Source organism: Acidovorax sp. ACV01 (genome assembly GCF_014851495.1).
GTDB lineage: Bacteria > Pseudomonadota > Gammaproteobacteria > Burkholderiales > Burkholderiaceae_C > Acidovorax > Acidovorax radicis.
In genome coordinates, this window is the sequence record NZ_JACUZT010000001.1 from 480,285 (window position 1) to 500,155 (window position 19,871).

Here is a 19,871-nt window from a genome sequence, read left to right on the forward strand (position 1 = left end):
AGGGAGGGGTACGCGCCGTCTTTGCGGGCTATTGCACTGCAGCGACCTTGGCCGCGCCCCGGTAGCGCGAGAGCCAGTGGGCATACGGCGCGGGCAGCGTGGTCCATTCGGGCTTGGGCTCGCCCAGCACCTGCGCCAGATGGTAGGTGTAGTGCGGGTTCGACAGGTGGGCGCGGCCGATCATCACCAGGTCCATCTGGCCGTCGGCCACTGAGCGCTCGGCGACCTGAGGATCATCGATGCCCCAGGACGAAGCCACGGGCAGACCGGCCTCCTGGCGCACACGCTGGGCCACCGGGGCCAGGAATGCCGGCGTGGCCCAGGGGATCTGGGTCTCGGCGATCACGAAATTCGCGCTCACGTTGACCATGTCCAGGCCGCGCTCGCGCATCTGGCGCACCAGCTCGATGGATTCGGCCACGGTCTCCTCGTCGCGGCCGTCGTATTCGATCACGCCGAAGCGGGCCGTGAGCGGCAGGTGTGCGGGCCAGACCTTGCGCACGGCCTCCACGGTTTCCAGCAAAAAGCGCGCGCGGTTGTCGAAGCTGCCGCCGTACTGGTCGGTGCGCTGGTTGCTGTGGGGCGAGAAGAAGCTTTGCGCCAGGTAGCCGTGGGCAAAGTGCAGTTCCAGCCATTCGAAGCCGGCGGCCAGCGCGCGGCGGGCGGCGGCGACGAAGTCGGCCTGCACCCGGGCAATGTCTTCCAGTGTCATGGCCTTGGGCACGCGGGGCAGGTCGCCGCCATAGGCAATGGCGGACGGGGCGATGGGCTGCCAGGCACGCGGATCGCCTTCGGGAATGTGGTCGTCGCCTTCCCACGGGCGCTGGGCGCTGGCCTTGCGGCCGGCGTGGCCGATCTGAATGCCGGGCACGGCGCCGGCGGCCTTGATGTTGGCGGCGATGCGGGCCAGGCCTTCGACCTGCTGGTCGTTCCACAGGCCGGTGCAGGCCGGGGTGATGCGGCCTTCGGGCGACACGCCGGTGGCTTCCACGATGACCAGGCCGGCGCCGCCGCGTGCGAGGCCGGCGTAGTGCGCCTGGTGCCATTCATTGGTCAGGCCGTCGGTGGCGCTGTACTGGCACATCGGCGGGATGGCGATGCGGTTGCGCAGGGTAACGCTCTTAAGTTGGAACGGGGTGAACAGGGCAGACATGCAGCTTTCTTTCTTGTAGGCGATGGAAAAAGGGAGTGAAGAAGGGAGGGCCAAAGGACGCAGTGGCCACGCACGGTGAGGATGGTGGGTACGATCCAGCCATAAACCAAATCGATATTTCTTATTTTTGAAATCATGAAAATAGATATCAGATCCATGGACCTCAATCTGCTCAAGGCCCTGGATGCGCTGCTGGACGAACGCAGCGTGACCCGCGCCGCGCAGCGCCTGTCCCTGACCCAGCCGGCGGTGAGCGGCATGCTGACCCGGCTGCGCGAGAGTTTTGATGACCCGCTGTTCGTGCGCACGCAGCGCGGCATCACGCCCACCTTGCGGGCGCAGGAGCTGGCCGCGCCCGTCAAGGAGTTGCTGGGCGGGATCGAATCCTTGCTGCAGCCGCGGGCGTTCGACCCGGCAACGGCGCAGATGACCCTCCACCTCGCTTCCACCGACTATGCGCTGCAGGTGGTGGTCGTGCCGTTCCTGGCCCGGCTTCGGCGGCATGCGCCCGGCGTGCGTGTGGCCGTGGTGCCCGCCCAGCACTTGCCGATGTACGAGCGGCTGGAGCGCGGCGACATCGAGCTGGCCCTGATCAGCCCGGAGAACACGGCGCCCGACCTGTACGCCCGCCACCTGTTCGACGAGCGCTATGTCTGCGTGATGCGCGAAGGGCATCCGGATGCCCAGGCTGGTGTGCTGTCGCTCGACCGTTTCTGTGCGCTGGACCATGCACTCATCTCGTACACCGGCGGCAGCTTCTGCGGCGTGACGGACGAGGCGCTGGCACGCCTGGGCCGGTCACGCCGGGTGGCGCTGTCGATCACCAGCTTTCTGGTGCTGCCGCAGATTCTGCGCACCAGCGACCTGATCGCGGTTGTGCCGCAACGGGTGGTGGCCGATGCGCCGGGGCTGGTCGTCATGGAGCCGCCGGTGGCCATACCGGGATTCGTGAAAACTGCCGCCTGGCACGAACGTACCCACCGCTCCGCGGGGCATCGCTGGGTGCGCTCCGTGCTGTTCGATACCTGTGGTTGCGGGGTGCCTGAAGCTCCGCTGAAGTTCGCCAGTTTTCAATAAAAACTATCGCCTTGATGAAGATGATTGTCTTTTCAATGGGGTGCGCATTTCTTAGGATCGGAGCCGTTCATCAGCCATAACAAGGAGTGACCCATGACGACAGACGCAAAGTGCCCCTTCGATCACACCCAGGCCGCCGCGCCCAAGGGCCGTGGCAACGCCGACTGGTGGCCCAACCAGCTGAATCTGCGCCCCCTGAACCAAAGCTCGCCCCTTGTCGACCCCATGGGCGACGGCTTCAACTACGCCGAGGAGTTCAAGAGCCTGGACCTGGCCGCGGTGAAGGCCGACCTGCACGCGCTGATGACCGACTCGCAGGACTGGTGGCCAGCCGACTTCGGCCACTACGGCCCGCTGTTCGTGCGCATGGCCTGGCACAGCGCCGGCACCTACCGCCTGGCCGATGGCCGGGGTGGCGCCGGAGCAGGGCAGCAGCGTTTTGCGCCCCTGAACAGCTGGCCCGACAACGCCAACCTGGACAAGGCCCGCCGCCTGCTGTGGCCCATCAAGCAAAAATACGGCCGCAAGATCTCGTGGGCCGACCTGTTGATCCTGACCGGCAACGTCGCGCTCGAATCCATGGGCTTCAAGACCTTCGGCTTTGCCGGTGGCCGCCCCGACGTGTGGGAACCCGATGAAAACGTGTACTGGGGCGCAGAGACCACATGGCTCGGCGGCGACAAGCGCTACAGCGGCGAGCGCGACCTGGCCAAGCCCCTGGCCGCCGTGCAGATGGGCCTGATCTACGTCAACCCCGAAGGCCCCAACGGCAACCCCGACCCCCTGGCCGCAGCGCGCGACATCCGCGACACCTTTGCCCGCATGGCCATGGATGACGAAGAAACCGTGGCGCTGATCGCCGGCGGCCACACCTTCGGCAAGACCCACGGCGCAGGCGACGCGGCCCTGGTGGGCCTGGAGCCCGAAGGCGGCGGCATCGAGGATCAGGGCTTCGGCTGGATCAGCAAGCACGGCAGCGGCTTTGGTGGCGACGCCATCACCAGCGGCCTGGAAGTCACCTGGACCACCACACCCACGAAGTGGAGCAACAACTTCTTCGAGAACCTGTTCGGCTTTGAATGGGAGCTGACCAAGAGCCCTGCCGGCGCGCACCAGTGGACGGCCAAGAATGCCGAAGCGTCCATCCCGCATGCGCACGACCCGTCCAAGAAGCTGCTGCCCACCATGCTGACCACCGATTTGTCGCTGCGCTTCGACCCGGCCTACGAGAAGATCTCGCGCCGCTTCCTCGAGCACCCCGAGCAGTTCGCCGATGCGTTTGCCCGCGCCTGGTTCAAGCTGACCCACCGCGACATGGGCCCGCGCTCGCGCTATCTGGGCGCGGACGTGCCGGCCGAAGTGCTGGTGTGGCAAGACCCGGTGCCGGATGTGGACCATGCGCTGGTCGACGCGCAGGATGTTGCGGCGCTCAAGGCAAAGGTGCTCGCCTCGGGCTTGTCGATCGCCGAGCTGGTGTCCACGGCCTGGGCCTCGGCCTCCACCTTCCGGGGTGGCGACAAGCGCGGCGGTGCCAACGGTGCCCGCATCCGCCTGGCGCCGCAAAAGGACTGGGAGGTGAACCAGCCCGCGCAACTGGCCAAGGTGCTGGGCCAGCTCGAAGCGATTCAGCAGGCGTTCAATGCAGCGCAACAGACCAGCGGCAGCGGCAAGAAGATCTCGCTGGCCGACCTGATTGTGCTGGCCGGTGGCGCCGCGGTGGAAGCCGCAGCGAAGAAGGCCGGGCAGGACGTGACGGTACCGTTCACTCCGGGCCGCACCGATGCATCGCAAGAGCAGACCGATGTGCCATCGTTCGAAGTCATGGAGCCTGTGGCCGATGGTTTCCGCAACTACGTGAAGCCGGGCCTGGAAGGCGCCGTGTCCGAGTTGTTGATCGACCGTGCCAACCAGCTCACGCTGACCGGGCCGGAGATGACGGTGCTCGTCGGCGGCCTGCGCGTGCTGGGGGCGAACGTGGCGTCGTCCGCCGCGCACGGTGTGTTCACGCAGCGCCCGCAGACCCTGAGCAACGACTTCTTCGTGAACCTGCTGGACATGCGCACCAAGTGGCAGAAGTCTGCCTCGGCCCCCGGCGTGCTGGAAGGCGTGGACCGCAGCGGCGGCACCCCGAAGTGGACGGGCACGGTGGCCGACCTGGTGTTCGGCTCCAACTCGCAACTGCGCGCCCTGGCCGAGGTGTATGGCAGCAGCGATGCGCAGGCGGTGTTCGTGCAGGACTTTGTGTGCGTCTGGACCAAGGTCATGAACCTTGATCGTTTCGATCTCGCGGCTGCATAAGCCAACGGCGGAGCCATTGACCGCGCCACTTGCCTGCCCCACGTGGGGGACGGCAAGTGGCGTTGTGCTTTTTGCCCAGGCGCTGCGGCTAACATGGCGGCCCCAACCGTATTGGAGAGCCCGCATGACGCAACCCCCATCCACCAAGGACTTCGACAAAGGCCTGGCCACGCGCAAGCAGGTCATGGGCGAGGACTTCGTGGCCAAAGCCTTTGGCAACGCCACGGAATTCACCCAGCCGATTCAGGAGTTCATCACCCGCAATGCCTGGGGCGATGTGTGGCAGCGTCCGGGGCTCGACCTGAAGACACGCAGCCTGATCACCGTGGCTTTCTTGACCGCTTTGGGCAAGCAACACGAGCTCAAGGGCCATGTGCGCGGCGCACTCAACAACGGCGCCACCGCGCAAGAAATCCAGGAAGTGCTGCTGCACGCCAGCATCTACTGTGGCTTGCCCACGGCCGTGGAGGCGTTCCGTACAGCGGCTGAGGTGATCGACGGGCCCAAGAAGGGCTGAACCCAGTCGCCGCCTTCAGCCCCCCGCGAGCAGTTTGTGCACCAGGTCCGCTGCGGTGGACGCGTTGTACTTGCGCATGAGGCGGGCACGGTAGATCTCCACCGTGCGGTGGCTGATCTCCAGCGCCCGGCCGATTTCCTTGGAGGTCAAGCCCTCCAGCAAGCGTGCGGCCACCTCGCGCTCGCGGCCCGTCAGCTCGGCCTTGACGGGGCGCTGCGAACTGAGGTCTTCAAAGCTCCAGATGCCCGATTCATGGGGAGCGTCGCGATTGAGCGCACGGCCTGAAACATGGCACCAGAACACCTCCCCGTTGGCACGTTTCATGATGCGGTTGTCGGCGTAGTGGCCCTTGGCGTTCAGGATGGGTTCCATGTGTGCGCCCAGGCGTTCGTATTCGTCGGCGCTTGGGTAGAGTACCTGGAACGACTGGCCAATGAGCACCTCGCGCGAGGCGCCGAACATCTCGCAGACCTGGCGGTTGCAATCGACCATGGTGCGATTGCGTGACAGCACCAGGCCCACGGGGGCCATGTCAAAAGCGAGTCGGTAATCAACGTCCATAGTGCAAGTCTTTACGGAATACTACTTAATCGGGTACGTAGTATCGTAGCGCATCCAAATTCACAAGGAGATCGTGGTGAACAAGTTATTCCCCTCCGCAGCCGAAGCCTTGAAGGGCGTGGTTGCAGACGGCCAACTCATGGCCGTGGGTGGCTTCGGTTTGTGTGGCATTCCAGAAGCGCTGATCGACGCTTTGCGCGACTCCGGCGCCAAGAACCTCACCGTGATCTCCAACAACGCAGGTGTGGATGGCTTCGGCCTGGGCAAGCTGCTGGAGACTCGACAAATCAAAAAGATGATTTCGTCCTATGTGGGCGAGAACAAGGAGTTCGAGCGCCAGTACCTGGCGGGCGAACTGGAGTTGGAGTTCACGCCCCAGGGCACGCTGGCCGAGAAGCTGCGCGCTGGCGGCGCTGGCATCCCGGCTTTCTTTACCAAGACGGGTGTAGGCACCATCGTGGCCGATGGCAAGGAACTGCGCGAATTTGACGGCGAAACCTATGTGATGGAGCGCTCGCTGGTGCCCGAGGTCTCGCTCATCAAGGCCGATGTGGCCGACAAGTCCGGCAACCTGCGTTTCAACCTCACCGCGCGCAACTTCAACCCTGCGGCGGCCACTGCCGGCAAGGTCTGCATTGTGGAAGTGGAGCGCATTGTGGAAGTTGGCGAACTTGCCCCAGACGACGTCCATCTGCCCGGCATTTATGTGCACCGCATCGTGCTCAATGCCAACCCCGAAAAGCGCATCGAAAAACGCACGATCACTGAGAAAGCAGGAGCCTGAACATGCCGTGGACCCAAGACCAGATGGCCGCCCGCGCGGCGCAAGAACTCGAAGACGGTTTCTATGTGAACCTGGGCATCGGCATCCCCACGCTGGTGGCCAATTTCACCGGTGGCAAGGAAGTGTGGCTGCAGTCCGAGAACGGCATGCTGGGCATCGGCCCGTTCCCCACCGAAGACAGGGTGGACCCGGATCTCATCAACGCTGGCAAGCAGACCGTTACCACGATCAAGGGCTCGTCGATCTTTGGCAGCGACCAGTCGTTTGCCATGATCCGTGGCGGCAAGATCAACCTGTCGATCCTTGGTGCGATGCAGGTCAGCGAAAAGGGCGACCTGGCCAACTGGATGATCCCCGGCAAGATGGTCAAGGGCATGGGCGGCGCGATGGACTTGGTGGCAGGCGTCAAGCGCGTAATCGTGCTCATGGAGCATGTTGCGAAGAAGAAAGACGGCACGGAAGACATGAAGATCCTGCCCCAGTGCACGCTGCCCCTCACAGGCGTGGGCGTGGTGGACCGCATCATCACCGACCTGGCCGTGCTGGACGTGACGCCCGAAGGCCTCAGGCTCGTGGAGCTGGCACCCGGCGTGAGCTTCGAATCGCTGCAGGCCAAGACCGGCGTGACCGTGCTGCAGTGATCGGTGTGCTGCCGCGCCCTTCACGGGCGCGCGGCGAACAATACAAAAAAGGCCGGGGCACCGTGAGGGGCTCCGGCCTTTTGCATGGAGGCTGCAGTGCGGTCTGCAGCGTTGCCTTGCGTGGATTACAGAACGCCGATCTCGCCCGAAGGGATCTGGCCAGTGCGCACGGCTTCGGCCGCAGCGGCGCGCACGGCGGCGCGGTCGGCCTTCGACAGGTAGGTCGCTACGCGGGAGCCGGCAGGCTCCATGCTGTGTGTGCGGGCCTCCACAGCGGCTTCGGCAGCCACTTCAGCGCGGGTGCGGTTGGTCTCGAACTTCAGGGCGAACTGTGAGTTGTCGGCTTCATCGGCATAGGCACCAAAGGAGGCGAAAGCGGCAACGGCGGCAATGGACAGGAAACGTGCGGTGTTGTTCATGGTGATTCTCCGATCAAATGGGGTAGGGGGCTTGGTGCGGGGCGGTGCGGATTACAGGTAGCTTGCTTCGCCCGACGAGATCTTGCCGGTGCGCAGGGCTTCGGCAGCCTGGGCACGCACCGCGGCGCGGTCTGCCGTCGATTGGTAAGTCACCACGCGGGAACCAGCGGGTTCCATGCTGTGCGTGCGGGCCGTCACTGAGGCCTCGGCAGCGACTTCGGCGCGTGTGCGGTTGGTCTCGAACTTCAGGGCGAATTGCGAGCCATCGGCCTCATCGGCGTGGGCGCCGAACGATGCAAAAGCAGCAACAGCGGCGATGGAGAGGAAGCGTGCAGTCGTGTTCATTATGAAAATCCTTGGAAGATCAAAAAAGCGTCTCAAAAACCGGGACAAAAACCTCTCTGAACCGGGTTCGGTGAGTCGCCTTGCGGGTTCGGCTCATCGATGGGTTGAACTGTACGCCTGAGGTGTTCAGAGAAAAACCATCTGGTCGCGAACTGACTGTTCCAGTTTTGGAAATATTGGTGCGGAACTGGCGCGCACAAAAAAAGCCCGCAGTCGCTTGGCGACTGCGGGCCTCGCAGGCCGGACCTTGGGGCGGCGCTGCAGCGCCGCCTGGTCAGGGCAACTGGGTCCAGTTCTGGTTGTTGCCGCCGTTGCAGGTCCAGGTGACCAGTGGAATATCCTGCGCCGTCGAGTTGTTGGGCACATCCAGGCAGGCCCCCGATGCGCGGTTGCGCAGCGTCGACCCCACCATGCTCCACTGCGCCGTGTTGCCCGTGCTGCAAGCCAGTTGCACCACGCCAGCACCACTCGCCGCCGCGCTGTCCTGTGCCAGGCACAGGTTGCTGTGCCGCGCCACCAGTTGTACAAAACCGCCCGCCACGGTGCGCATCGTAAAGGTCTCGTTGGCCGCCGTGCCGCAAGGCCACTGGATTGCGACCACACCGCTGTTGGGTGACGCGCCGCGGATGTTGACGCACAGCGTGCTGTGGGCCGAGCGCAGGCGCGTGGTGAAGTCCGTCGCCGTATCGAGCGAGCGCACGTACTCGGCCAGCGCCTGCCGGTCGGCAGCAGGCAGGCTGCCGGCATTGCCGTGGCCCCCCGCCATCACTTCCAGCACGCTCGCCTTCTGGCCGTTGTGCAGGTAGGACTTGGCGGCCCAGCTGCCGATCAGCGTGGGCGTGTCAAAACCCAGGCCGGCCAGCGGCTGGTTGCCGCCCTTGCCGGACGATGGCTGGATCGTGCCCACGTCATGCCGCAGCCCATCGGTGAGCGTGCCGCCCGCGTGGCAGCTGGCGCAGTTGGCACTGCCAAACAGGGTCTGCCCGCGTGCCGCCTCTACCGTGAGATTGCCGTCGGCCGCACGCGCCGGGCTGCGCATGTACTTGTTCAGCGAAGTAAGGTAAGCCGCGAGGTCGTCGAGCTGCGCATTGCGCCCGGCCTTGGGCGCGCCCAGCGGGTCGGACGTGGCGGCAAAGTCGGCGTCGCTCAAAAAGCCCGTGCCCCCAAACGCGCTGCGCATGTCGTTCTCGAAGTCCTGCACCTCGTCGAAGTTGGCACTCCAGTGCAGCTTGCCGTGGCCCAGGCCGCGCCGGCCCTGCAGGCTGATGGTGCGGCGCAGGCCCTCGCCACGTTGGGTGAAGTCCCACACCATGCCGTCGTCGCCGCCATCGGCGTGGCAGCTTGCGCACGACATGTAGTTGTCCTTGCTCATGCGCCGGTCGGCCGCGTTGTAGAACACCTGCTTGCCGCGCAGTGCCGCGGCCGCCAGGGGCTCTTGCGCCACCGTGGCCACGTTCTGCACAAAGACCGCCGCCGCGCTGCGCGATGCCAGCACATCGGCCACGTCGTGCACGGTGACCGAGCGCGCGAGGAAGTTATTCACGAACAGCCGCTTGCGCGAGGCATCCAGGTACAGTCCGTGCGGCGCGCTGCTGGCATTGATCTCGCCGCGCACGGCGCGGGTGTAGGCATCGACGATGGCGATGTTGTTGCCCTCCATCTGCGCGACAAACAGGTAGTCGCCCACCGGGGAATACAGGGCCGCACGCGCCGGTGCCCGGTCGTCGAAGTCGATCTGCTCGGCCAGCAAATGCGTGCCCTGCGACAGGTCCACCTGCGACAGGATGGAGCGCACGGTCTGGTCGTGTGGCAGGTCGTTGCCGTCGCGAAAGCGCCCGCGCACGATGTTGTCCTTCTTGCCCGGCAGCACCGCGCGGCCGCCGTCGGGCGAGATCACCACCTGGCTCAGGTAGTTGGCCACGCCGCGCGAGCTGTTCTCGGTGTCGACCGTGGTGGTGTCCACTGGTAGAACGATGGTGGACACCAGCGCCATGCTGCTCAGGCCCACCTTGTGCAGTTGCCCGCCCGTCATCCTGGACTTGAAGCGTGTGATGTACGCCGTCTGCGAATCAGCCGCCACGGCAACGCCGCGCAGATCGCCTTCCAGCGCGAGCGTGCCCGTGGTGTTGCCGTTGGCGGGGTCGAAGGCAATGAGCGTGGACTTGCTCTCCAGCGTCAGCAGCCCCTTGGCGCCATTGGGCGTAAAGGCCACGCCGTACGGTCCGCTGCCGTAGGCCAGCGTGATCGTGGTCGAAATGCTGCCGTCCGCGGGGTTCAGCGCCACCAGCTTGTCCTCTCCCTGCACCGCGACCCAGATGCGGCCATCCGGCGCGCGCGCCAGGGTTTTGGGTTCGTCGCCCACACGCGTTTCCCAGCGCTTGGCCAGCGACACCGCATCGATGGCGGCCACCGTGCCGCTGTCTGGGTTCACCGCATACACGCTGTTGGCGTCGCCCACGATGTTGCTCGAGTGCGTTGGTGCCGTGGCCGTTACCGGGAAGACCACGGTCACGTTGTAGGTGTAGAAGGTCTCCCGGCCCGCCGCGTCGCGCACCGTCAGGGTCACGGTGTAGTGGCCCGGGCGGTTGTAGGCGTAGCTCGCATTGGCCTGGGCTGAGAAGTTGGTCTGCGTGCCGTTGCCAAAATTCCACCGGTAGGTGAGGCCCGTGCCGCCGCCCAGGCGGGTCGGGTCGAAGCTCAGCTGCCCATTGACCAGCTGCGGGGAACCGCTTACGGCAACGTCGCCAATGATGGCCTGCGAGCGCAGTTGCGCCACGTCGGCATCGCTGAGCACGCGGCCATAGACCCGCACGTCGGCCAGGCTGCCGCGGAAGAAGTCGGCATTGCCCTGTATCTGCCCGAGCAGCGTGAACTTGTTGGACAGGCCTTTGGTCCCGGTGAGCCCGGTCGAGCTGGTCTTGGTGCCGTCGATGTACACCGTCTGCGCGCCCGACGCGGCGTCGCGTGTCATCACCACATGGTGCCAGGCGCCATCGTTGACCGGGGCGGTGGAACGTGTGCCGGGGTTGTTGGCCGCGACGTTGCCCACCGACAGGTTCACGCGCCCGGTGTTGTCGAGCCAGCCCCAGAACACGTCGTCGGCGCCGTTGGCCTGGTCGCGCCCAAAAATGCCTGGCGCGGTCCAGGGGCTCACCGAGCCTGCCTGGGTGGTCTTCATGTAGAACGCGACCGATGCCGTGCCGCCCAGGGCAGTGGCCACGCTGTCGTTCTTGAGCGCGACGCCGCCTGTGCGCTGCGCGAAGTTCAGGCCCAGGCCCTCGAAGCGGTCGGCCGCCGAGGCCGTACCGTTGTTCGCACCGATCTCATCGGTCAGCGCGCTGGTCAGCGGCCAGTGGTTGCTCAGGCTGATGTCGGTGGCGTTGCCGGTGTGGAAAACAGCCCTGTACTCTGTAGCGATGCCGTTGCCCGCATAGTCCTTCACTCCTCCGGCCGTCAGCAGAATTTCGTAGCTGGTGCCAGCTGCCAGGGGCTGTGCAGGGTGGAAATTGATGATGCCCAGCTGCACGCTGTAGGTGCCGGCCAGCGTGTTGCCGTTGACCGGCCGCACGATGAAGGTGCTGGCGGTCACGCTCTCGGGCAGGATGCTGTCGGTGAGGCCCACACCGATGCGCGAGGTCAGTGCCTGTTGCTTGGCGCCGTTCGTGGGCGATGTCTGCTTGACGGCGGGTGGCGTGGTGTCGCGCGCCGTCTGGTGCACGACGAAACCGCTGCCCGAACCGTGGTCGTTGCCGATGAACAGCAGGTTGCCCATGGGCGCGACCTGGCCGTGGTCGGAGTGTGAGTAGTCAGGATGGTTGGTGGCGAACAGGCTGCCCTGGCCTACCTCGACGTGGTTGAGCGGGTTGCTCACGTCCACCTTGTGCACCTTGAACTGCGCGCCCTGGAACACGTAGTGGTCCTGCGTGCCGCAGTACAGCTGCTCGTCGATCACGAGCCGGTTGTCTTCCACCACGAACTGTGTACGGTCGGACAGGTCATAGCTGTACATCTTGGCGCCATTGCCGCGTGCTGATGCGTGCAGGTTTTTGCCATCAAAACAGGTGGCGTAGTAGTTGGGGTTGGAGCCCACGGTGTCGAGCACCTTGGGGTTGAGCGGGTCGGAAATATCCAGGCTGGCAAAGCCATCGGTGTTGTCCATCGAGGTCAGCACCATGTGGTTGCCCATGGTGAAGATGGGCCCCACACGAAAACCGCCCAGTTCGCCCGTGGGCACGGGGTTGGGCTTGCCGGCGCCGCGGTTCGCGATCACGGCGTTGACCGGGTCGCTGGCGTCCACGATGTATACCCCGTCGTTGGCAGAGGCCACATACAGATACGGCGCCTGCCACCACAGCTGCCAGGCCACGTTGGCGTAGTCGCCACCGTTCACGGTGGGTAGCGCCAGCTTCTTGACCTGCTGGATGTTGTTGATGTCGGTGAAGTCCCAGAACTCGACGCCCTTGATGCTGGGCACCACCACGTATTGCTTGCCGCCGATCTTCGCGGTGCCGAAGGAGTGTGCCTCGCGGAACTCCTTGGTGCGCCCCTCGGGCTCGTAGATCTTTTTTACCAGCACGATGGCGCGCGGGTTGGACACGTCGTACAGCAGAAAGCCCCCAGGGCCCAGCCCGCTGTCCGGCGCAAAGGACGTGAGGAAGTAGCCGTTGAGCATGATGCCCACGTTCAACCCGTAGTCCTTGCGGCCCGGGTAGGTGGCCGGCACATCGCCCGAGGCGCGGGTGATCATGGAGACCGGCTTGAAGAGCTCGGCCGAGGTGTAGGTGAGGTTGCCCAGGCCCGGGCCTTGCAGCGCCAGCGTCGCCTCGCCGGCCCGCGTGACCGTGGTCACCATCGTGTTCAAGGTGGTCATCGGGCTCACGCCCGTGATCGCCGCGTGGGTCATCAAGGTGGCGAACGGCAGCAACAGTGCCAGCAAGTAGTACCGGATCTTCATCGTTGTCTCCTGGTTAGGGTGGGTCCTCACCGGACCTTTTTTCTCGGTCTTTCCGACAGGCCGCTGTAGCTCGAGCGCACGCGAACCCGCGCAGGCGCTCCCGGCCGATGGCGCATGTGCCACCGGCCGCAGGGCTCTTTTTCTTTCTTCTCCCTCGCTCCCTCTCTTCTTGTTTTCTTCTTACCCATTGCGGTGGCGGGACAGGCCCACGGTGTGCCTGTTACGGCACCGGTCGCCAGGGGCGCCCAGGACCAGACGGCCGGGCGCGCTGGGGGACTTACTTCTTTCTTTGCACGAACAGGTTGCGGCGCGCATCCTCGGGATAGGCGAAGGTGACGACGGAATTGCGCACCAGCCCGACTACCAGCATGTTCTGGCTGATGGCCTCCTTGTCCTCTGGCGAAAAGGGCTTTTCGTACGTGGCAACCACTCCGTAGAAGACGCGGGGAATCGTCTCCAGCGCGTGCTTGACTGCCGGGCCACTCAGGTCTCCGTTGTGGATGCCGAGCAAGGCGTAGGTCAGCAGGTAAGTCGCGTCGTACGCCTGGGCCGCTGCCACGGGCACGCGGATGCGCGACATGCTGAACTTGCGGGCATAGGTGCTGAGGAAGGCGGCGCGGCGCTCGTTGCTCGGCTCGGCAATAAAGGTCTGCGCCATGAGCGAGCCCTCCGCGCCGCCGTAGGCGCCGTCAATGTAGTTCGGAAACGAGAGGGGCCAGGCACCCACCTGAGGAACTTTCCAGCCCAGGGTCTTGCGGCCGTTGGCAATGGTGGCGGCCTCAGGGCCTGCGGCGTAGCTCAGGATGACGTTGGCGTGGGCTGCCCTGGCCTCGGCCAGCTGCGCCGTCACTTCCTTTGCGCTGGCTGCGACGCGCGCTACGTATACGGGTTTGACGCCCTGTTGCGCCAGGGCTTGAGTGACGTCGTGCAAACCGGCACTGCCGTAGTCCGTGGTGTCGGCAAACACAGCCACCCGACCCCAGCCGCGCTTGAGAATGTCGTCGACGATGAACGACGCCTGGATCGCATCGCGAGCGGAGGTGCGGAAGATGAAACTCTGCGCCGGCGGAACCTTGGCGGTGAGCGGCGTGCCCGTGGCACAGGGGATCACGAGCGGCACCTTCGCTTGCTGGAAGACGTCCACCACCTTCATGCCCACGCCGTTGTCGCACACGCCGATGGTGGCCACCACCTTCTGGGCCACCAGCTCTTTGGCGGCCGTCAACCCCTTTTCGGGGTCTGCGAAGTCGTCCTTGATGTCCAGTTCCAGCGGGCGCCCCAGGTAGCCGCCCACTGCATTGATCTCGTCCACAGCCATGCGGATGCCGTTGAGCATGGTGGTGCCGACATCGGCCGAGCCGCCGGTGAAGGGGCCGATTACCCCGATACGCACCGGCGTACCCTGTGCCAGTGCGCTCGCCGAAAACAGCGCTGCTGCGAGGATCCAGGGCGTTTTCATGGAGGGTCAGGCCGGCGTGGATTCGTACAGGCGCCATGCCTCGGCAGCGCTGGCGCCGCGGTGGATCATGGACATCAGCGCATTCACCACCGCCGAGGGGTTGGCGTGCTGGTACACGTTGCGTCCATAAACCATGCCCGAGGCGCCCTGGTCCATGAGCACCCGCGAGCGCGCAAACACCTGCTGCAGGTCCTCGCGGCCGCCGCCACGCACCAGCACCGGGCAGCGCGCGGCTTGCACCACGCGGTGGAAGTCCGTGGGGTCCGTAGTGGGGTCGGCCTTCACGATGTCGGCGCCCATTTCACGCGCCAGGCGCACCAGGGTGACGATCTTCTCGGCGTCGCCATCGACCATGTAGCCGCCCTGGTCGCTGTGCGGGCGCATGACCAGCGGCTCGATCATCAGCGGCATGCCGTAGCGGTCGCAGTCGGCGCGAACGCGGGCGATGTTGGCGACGCACTGGCGAAACAGGTCGGGCTCGTTGGGCAGCATGAACAGGTTGACCACCACACAGGCGGCGTCGCGCTGCACGGCGGGCAGGACAGGGTCGTGCTCGTTCTGCAGCACGGCCCACATCACGCGGTGGGCGGTGGCGTTGTAGGGGTTGCCCATGTCGATGCGCATCACCAGCGCGGGCTTGTCGCGGCCCGGGCGGTCCTGCAGCAGGTCGGCCTGGCCGTAGTTGAGCTGGATCGCATCGGGCCCGGCGGCCACGAGCTTATCCATCACCTGGGGCATGTCCTCCAGGCCATTGAGGAACGAGGGTTCGTTGCAGACGCCGTGGTCGAGCGCGATATCCAGGCAACGCCCGTTGGTGAGCAAACGGTTCAGGCGCGCGGTCTTGTCCTTCGGCATACGAAGAGGTCCTTGTGAAATTGGAAAGAGAGACGGGGAAAGAGAAGCGGGCGATATCAGCCCAGCGCACGCAGGTGGCGGGCTGCGGCATCGTCGATGCGCTGCACGGCCTCGCGCGGGATGTCGATGGCGCCGGCCGCCGCGTTCTCCACGGCTTGCTGGCGTATGCGGGCACCGCACAGCGCCACCGACACATTGCCGCTGGCCACCGTCCAGGCAATCATCAGTTGGCCGAACGAGCAGCCGATCTGGTTGCGCACGGGTTCAAGCTCCTCAAAGAATGCCTTGAGCTTGGCCCGGTTGGCCGTGCTGAAACGCGGGTTGGTGGCGCGCTGGTCGTCGCCGGTGAACACACGCGCCGGGTCGATGGGGCCGGCCAGCAGGCCCAGCGCCAAGGAGGAATAACCGAGCATCGCCACGTTGTGTTGGCTGCACAGGGGCGTTAGCGTGTGCTCGATCTCGCGGTCGATCAGGCTGTAGCGCTCCTGCGCCGCGTCCACCGGGCCATAGCGCAGGTATTCCGACAGCGTCTCGGCGCTCACGTTGCTCACGCCGATGGCGCGGATCTTTCCCTGCTTCTTGAGGGTGAGCAGCGCGTCCATGGTCTCCTCGACCGGAGTGGTCGCATCCTGCCAGTGCGTGATGTACAGGTCGATGTAGTCGGTCTGCAGGCGCTTCAGGCTCTCCTCGGCCTCATGAAAAATCGACTCGCGGCCGAGGTAGCGGTACACCGGGTGGCCGTCTTCATCAAAGAAGTGCGTGCCCTTTTGGGTGTGCCACACCAGCCCACACTTGGTGGCGATCACGGCTTCGTGGCGGCGGCCCTTCAGCGCGGCGCCGACGATGTTCTCGGAAGCGCCCAGGCCATAGGCGGGCGCAGTGTCGATCAGCGTCACACCGGCGTCGAGCGAAGCGGCAATGGCCTCGGTGGCAGCAGCGCTGTCCTGCCCGCCCCACATCCATCCGCCCATGGCCCAGGTTCCGAGGCCAATGGCCGAGCATTCAATGCCCGAGGGCCCGAGGGTGGTGGTCTTCATCTCTGCGTTCAGCACGGCATTCATCGCTTAGTCTTTCGGGTGTTCATGAGGTGGTCGATGGTTACGGCGGCCAGCAGGATCAGGCCCTTGATCACGTCCTGCCAATACGGCGATACGTCGAGCAAGATCAGCGAGCTGGTCACCACCGAGAGCAGGGCCAGACCGAGCACGGCGCCCAGCACCGTGCCCGAGCCGCCCTTCAAGCTGGCGCCGCCGATCACGGCCGCCGCAATCACGTTGAGTTCCATGCCCACGCCAAAGGTGGGCGTGGCTGCGCCGAAGCGCGCGGTGTAGATCACGCCGGCCAGGCCGGCCGAGGCTGCGCACAGCACCGTGACCCAGAACTTCACATGGCCTACGCGGATGCCGGAGTACAGCGCCGCCTTCTCGTTGCTGCCGGTGTAGAACACGCGGCGCAGCAGGCTCGCGCGGCGCAGCACGAAGTCGCTGACCACCACGATGGTGAGGAAGATCAGGATCACCGCCGGAATGCCAAACAAAGTGCCCTGGCCGATGAACTTGAACTCGGCGGGCAGCGAGAACAGCGATTGGGGCGTGCCCTGCGTGAGCGCAAGGCACAGGCCGCGCACGATGACCATGAAGGCCAGCGAGGCGATGAAGTGGTTGAGCCCAATGCGCACTACGCAGCCGCCAATCATGGCGCCGATGAGCGCGCTGGCGGCAATCGCGATGAGCCCGGCCGTCCACGGGTCGAACCCCATCAGGAAAAGCTTGCCTGTGACCACCATGGAAAAACACACCACGGAGCCGACCGACAGGTCGATGCCGCCAACGATCAGCAAGATGGTCATGCCCACCACCACGATGCCCTCGATGGAGAACGACAGCAGCATGGCGCGGATGTTGTCCCACGTGAGGAAATACGGCGACGCGAAGCTCATGCCCACGCACAGCGCGACGATGATGACCAGAAGGCCCATCTCGCGCATGCTGGTGAGCTTGGTGCCGCCGGGTTTCCCGGGCCCTCCCGGGGCCTCGCGCGGGGGCTGCAGGCCGGCCACGATGCCGGCGTCAAGTTGTGCGGGGTGATTCATGCCATCTCCTCTTGTCGTTCCAGTCCAGAGGCCAGCCGCAGCAGGGCCTCTTCGGTCATGTCTTTGCCTTGCACCTCGCCCGCGATGCGGCCGTCACGGATCACCAGGGCCCGGTCGCACAGTCCGATGATCTCGGGCAGCTCCGAGGAGATCACCACCACGCCCACGCCCTGGCAGGCCAGGTCGCGCAGGATGTGGTGGATCTCTGACTTGGCGCCCACGTCCACGCCGCGCGTGGGTTCGTCCATCAGCAGCACCGCCGGGTTGGTGGCCAGCAGCTTGGCAATGGCCACCTTCTGCTGGTTGCCGCCCGACAGGCTGGCCACCTCGATCTGCACACCGTCGGACTTGAGCTTGAGGCGCGTGCCCAGCTCCTGCGCCAGCCGGTGCTCGGCCGCGCGCTGCAGCAGGCCGAATCGCGAGCTCACGCGCGCCAGCGCCATCGCCGCGATGTTCTGGGCGATGGGCAGGTCCAGGTACACGCCTGCCGCCTTGCGGTCCTCGCTGAGGTAGGCGATGCCGGCGCGCAGCGCATCGCTGTATTTGCGGACGGTGAGTGGCTTGCCGCGCAGGCGCACGCTGCCGGCCGTGGCAGGGCGCAGGCCACACAGGGTCTGCGCCAGTTCGCTGCGCCCGGCGCCCATGAGCCCGGCGATGCCCAGAATCTCCCCGCGCTGCAGGGTGAAAGACACGCCGTGCACCCGCTCTCCGTCAGCCAGGTCGGCCACTTCGAGCACATGCTCGCCGCGGTCGGCATCCTGCTGCTTGGGTGGGTAATAGCTGCCCAGGTCGCGGCCGACCATGCGGCGCACCAGGTCGTCCGCGTTCAGCTCGGCCAGCGGGCCCGAATGCACATTGCGTCCGTCGCGCAGCACGGTTACGCGGGTGCAGTGCGCAAAAATTTCGGCCATGCGATGGCTGATGTAGATGATGCCGATGCCCTGGTCCTTGAGGTCGTGCAGCACGCGGAACAGCGCTGCCGACTCGTTGTCGGTGAGCGCGGCCGTTGGCTCGTCGAGGATCAGCACCTTGCAGTCGAGCGTGAGTGCCTTGGCGATCTCGATCAGCTGCTGGCTGGAGATGGAGAGATCGCTCACCCGGGCAGCGGGGTCGATGTCCTGGCCCAGGCGCGCCAGCACCTTTGCGGCCCGTGCATTGAGGCTGCCGTAGTCCATCCACGCCTGTTTGCCGGCGTTGATCTCCGGCATGAAGATGTTTTCGGCCACGGTGGCGTCGCCGCACAGGGCGATCTCCTGGTGCACCAGGCCGATACCCAGGCGCATGGCCTGGGCCGGACCATCGATGGTCACCACCTGGCCTTCGAGCACGATCTCGCCCGCGTCCGGCTGGTGGATGCCATCGATGATGTTCATCAGCGTGGACTTGCCCGCGCCGTTCTCGCCGCACAGTGCATGGATCTCGCCCCTGTGCAGCGAAAAATCCACGCCCGAGAGCGCATGCGCAGCGCCGAAGCGCTTGCTGATGCCGCGCAACTCGAGCAATGAAGAGCCCATGGCGTTGTTGCTCACTCGTTGATGCCCTTGGTACCGCGGCGGGTGAGGTACTTGTCCCAATAGAAGTCGTCGGCGTTGGCCTTGCTGACCACGGCCAGGCCGTTGTCCAGGAAGGGCACGGCCATGGGGTTGGCGCCGTTGCGCTTGGCATCGTTCATCGGGTCGATGAGGCCGGGGTTCTTGGCCAGGAACAACATCATCATCCCCATGTAGCCCTGCATGCCCTGGTTGGGGTTGATGGCACCGAACACGTCGCCGGACTTGATCATGTCCAGGATCTTGGCGTTCACGTCGCAGCACATCACCTTGATGTTTTTCTTGGACTCCACCTTGGCTTGCGCCGCACCCAGTGCCGAATTGGCCTCGGGCATGAACAAGGCCCCCAGGTTGGGGTTGGCTTGCACCAAGCTCTGCACGGCTTGGTAGGCCTTGTTGGGGTCCTGGTTGCTGGCGGCGCGGCCCACCAGCTTCATGCCGGGGTGCTTGGTCTTCATGCGGTTGACAAATGCGGCGATGCGGCGGTCGTGGTTGTCCTGGCCGGGGTTCTCCAGCACGGCGAATTCGCCCTTGCCACCCATCGATGCCGCAATGGCGTCGGCGGCCTGCGCACCCTCGCGGTCGTTGTCCGACGTGATGAAAGACGTGCGCTTGGAGTTGGGCGAATCGGCCGCGAACGTGACCACCGGGATGCCCATGGCCGCTGCGCGGTTGATGGGCTCGATGAACGGGTCGGGGTTCATGGGGTGCAGCAGGATGCCGGCGGGCTTGCGGGCCAGTTCTTGCTCAAACGACGCCAGCTGCTTGTTCACGTCGTACTCAGGCGTGCCGGTGTAGCGGGTCTTTACGCCCAGCGTGCGGCCGAGCTGCTTCATCATTTCGTAGACCGGAAACCAGTACTCCACACCCGAGACCATCACGTTCATCACGTAGACGTCGCTCGCGTTGCCGCGCAGGCCGGCCCCCGCTGCGGGTGCGGCGGCTGCCTGCTGCTGCGCGAATGCGGTGGTACCGGCCAGACCGATACCGGCAGCGGCCGCGGACTTCAAGAAATTACGCCTCATGTTTTGTCTCCTCTTTGTTGAGTGCACAGCTTGCGATGCTGCTCATTGACAGCAGCGTCGGGTTCTTGGTGTCACGACAGTTGTTATGACAGGTAGAATGTAATCATGGATCGATTCACCAGCTAGTTAGGGGAAACACTA

At 65.2% G+C, this 19,871-nt stretch carries 16 protein-coding genes; 5 read left to right on the plus strand and 11 right to left on the minus strand.

What is annotated here, in order from left to right; genetic code table 11:
* Positions 1-28: 28 nt before the first annotated feature.
* Positions 29-1,153: an NADH:flavin oxidoreductase/NADH oxidase gene (locus IB243_RS02250; RefSeq protein ID WP_192424688.1), complete on the minus strand. Its 1,125-nt coding sequence runs from the start codon at positions 1,151-1,153 to the stop codon at positions 29-31.
* Positions 1,154-1,288: 135 nt separating this feature from the next.
* Between IB243_RS02250 and IB243_RS02255 the strand changes: the two genes are divergently transcribed.
* The 3 genes from IB243_RS02255 (at position 1,289) to IB243_RS02265 (ending at position 5,045) form a co-directional block, all read left to right on the plus strand.
* Positions 1,289-2,230: a LysR family transcriptional regulator gene (locus tag IB243_RS02255; RefSeq protein ID WP_192424690.1), complete on the plus strand. Its 942-nt coding sequence runs from the start codon at positions 1,289-1,291 to the stop codon at positions 2,228-2,230.
* 93 nt (positions 2,231-2,323) lie between these two features.
* Positions 2,324-4,528, plus strand: coding sequence for a catalase/peroxidase HPI (gene katG, locus IB243_RS02260; protein ID WP_192424692.1), 2,205 nt, complete (start codon positions 2,324-2,326; stop codon positions 4,526-4,528).
* 124 nt (positions 4,529-4,652) lie between these two features.
* Complete coding sequence (locus tag IB243_RS02265; RefSeq protein ID WP_192424694.1) at positions 4,653-5,045, plus strand: carboxymuconolactone decarboxylase family protein; 393 nt, start codon at positions 4,653-4,655, stop codon at positions 5,043-5,045.
* Between the two features lie 15 nt (positions 5,046-5,060).
* Here the strand turns inward: IB243_RS02265 and IB243_RS02270 are convergent, their stop codons facing one another.
* Positions 5,061-5,606, minus strand: coding sequence for a PAS and helix-turn-helix domain-containing protein (locus IB243_RS02270; protein WP_010465438.1), 546 nt, complete (start codon positions 5,604-5,606; stop codon positions 5,061-5,063).
* A gap of 76 nt (positions 5,607-5,682) precedes the next feature.
* Here IB243_RS02270 and IB243_RS02275 point away from each other — a divergent pair, with 76 nt between their 5' ends.
* Together IB243_RS02275 and IB243_RS02280 are read left to right on the plus strand one after the other, a co-directional pair.
* Positions 5,683-6,390 (plus strand): CoA transferase subunit A, encoded by a 708-nt coding sequence (locus IB243_RS02275; RefSeq protein WP_010465436.1) that lies wholly within the window; start codon positions 5,683-5,685, stop codon positions 6,388-6,390.
* Between the two features lie 2 nt (positions 6,391-6,392).
* Complete coding sequence (locus IB243_RS02280) at positions 6,393-7,031, plus strand: 3-oxoacid CoA-transferase subunit B (RefSeq protein ID WP_192424696.1); 639 nt, start codon at positions 6,393-6,395, stop codon at positions 7,029-7,031.
* 125 nt (positions 7,032-7,156) lie between these two features.
* Here IB243_RS02280 and IB243_RS02285 read toward each other — a convergent pair whose 3' ends face one another.
* From IB243_RS02285 to IB243_RS02325, 9 genes are all read right to left on the minus strand, one after another.
* On the minus strand, positions 7,157-7,450 hold the full coding sequence (locus IB243_RS02285; protein ID WP_192424698.1) for a DUF4148 domain-containing protein: 294 nt from the start codon (positions 7,448-7,450) through the stop codon (positions 7,157-7,159).
* A gap of 51 nt (positions 7,451-7,501) precedes the next feature.
* Entirely contained in the window at positions 7,502-7,795 is a 294-nt protein-coding gene (locus IB243_RS02290) for a hypothetical protein (protein ID WP_057224105.1), read from the minus strand.
* Between the two features lie 274 nt (positions 7,796-8,069).
* Positions 8,070-12,749 carry a LamG-like jellyroll fold domain-containing protein gene (locus IB243_RS02295; RefSeq protein WP_192424700.1) on the minus strand — a complete coding sequence of 1,560 codons (4,680 nt, stop codon included), beginning with the start codon at positions 12,747-12,749 and terminating at the stop codon, positions 8,070-8,072.
* Between the two features lie 277 nt (positions 12,750-13,026).
* Positions 13,027-14,208 (minus strand): ABC transporter substrate-binding protein, encoded by a 1,182-nt coding sequence (locus tag IB243_RS02300; RefSeq protein WP_192424702.1) that lies wholly within the window; start codon positions 14,206-14,208, stop codon positions 13,027-13,029.
* Between the two features lie 6 nt (positions 14,209-14,214).
* Positions 14,215-15,063, minus strand: coding sequence for a class I fructose-bisphosphate aldolase (locus IB243_RS02305; protein ID WP_192424704.1), 849 nt, complete (start codon positions 15,061-15,063; stop codon positions 14,215-14,217).
* Positions 15,064-15,119: 56 nt separating this feature from the next.
* Positions 15,120-16,124: an aldo/keto reductase gene (locus IB243_RS02310; protein ID WP_192424706.1), complete on the minus strand. Its 1,005-nt coding sequence runs from the start codon at positions 16,122-16,124 to the stop codon at positions 15,120-15,122.
* Positions 16,121-17,155 carry an ABC transporter permease gene (locus IB243_RS02315; RefSeq protein WP_192424708.1) on the minus strand — a complete coding sequence of 345 codons (1,035 nt, stop codon included), beginning with the start codon at positions 17,153-17,155 and terminating at the stop codon, positions 16,121-16,123. Before IB243_RS02315 ends, IB243_RS02310 begins: the two co-directional genes overlap by 4 nt.
* Complete coding sequence (locus tag IB243_RS02320) at positions 17,152-18,669, minus strand: sugar ABC transporter ATP-binding protein (RefSeq protein ID WP_192424710.1); 1,518 nt, start codon at positions 18,667-18,669, stop codon at positions 17,152-17,154. The genes IB243_RS02315 and IB243_RS02320 overlap by 4 nt, the downstream gene beginning before the upstream one ends.
* A gap of 11 nt (positions 18,670-18,680) precedes the next feature.
* Positions 18,681-19,730 carry a substrate-binding domain-containing protein gene (locus IB243_RS02325; protein WP_057224113.1) on the minus strand — a complete coding sequence of 350 codons (1,050 nt, stop codon included), beginning with the start codon at positions 19,728-19,730 and terminating at the stop codon, positions 18,681-18,683.
* Positions 19,731-19,871: the final 141 nt, after the last annotated feature.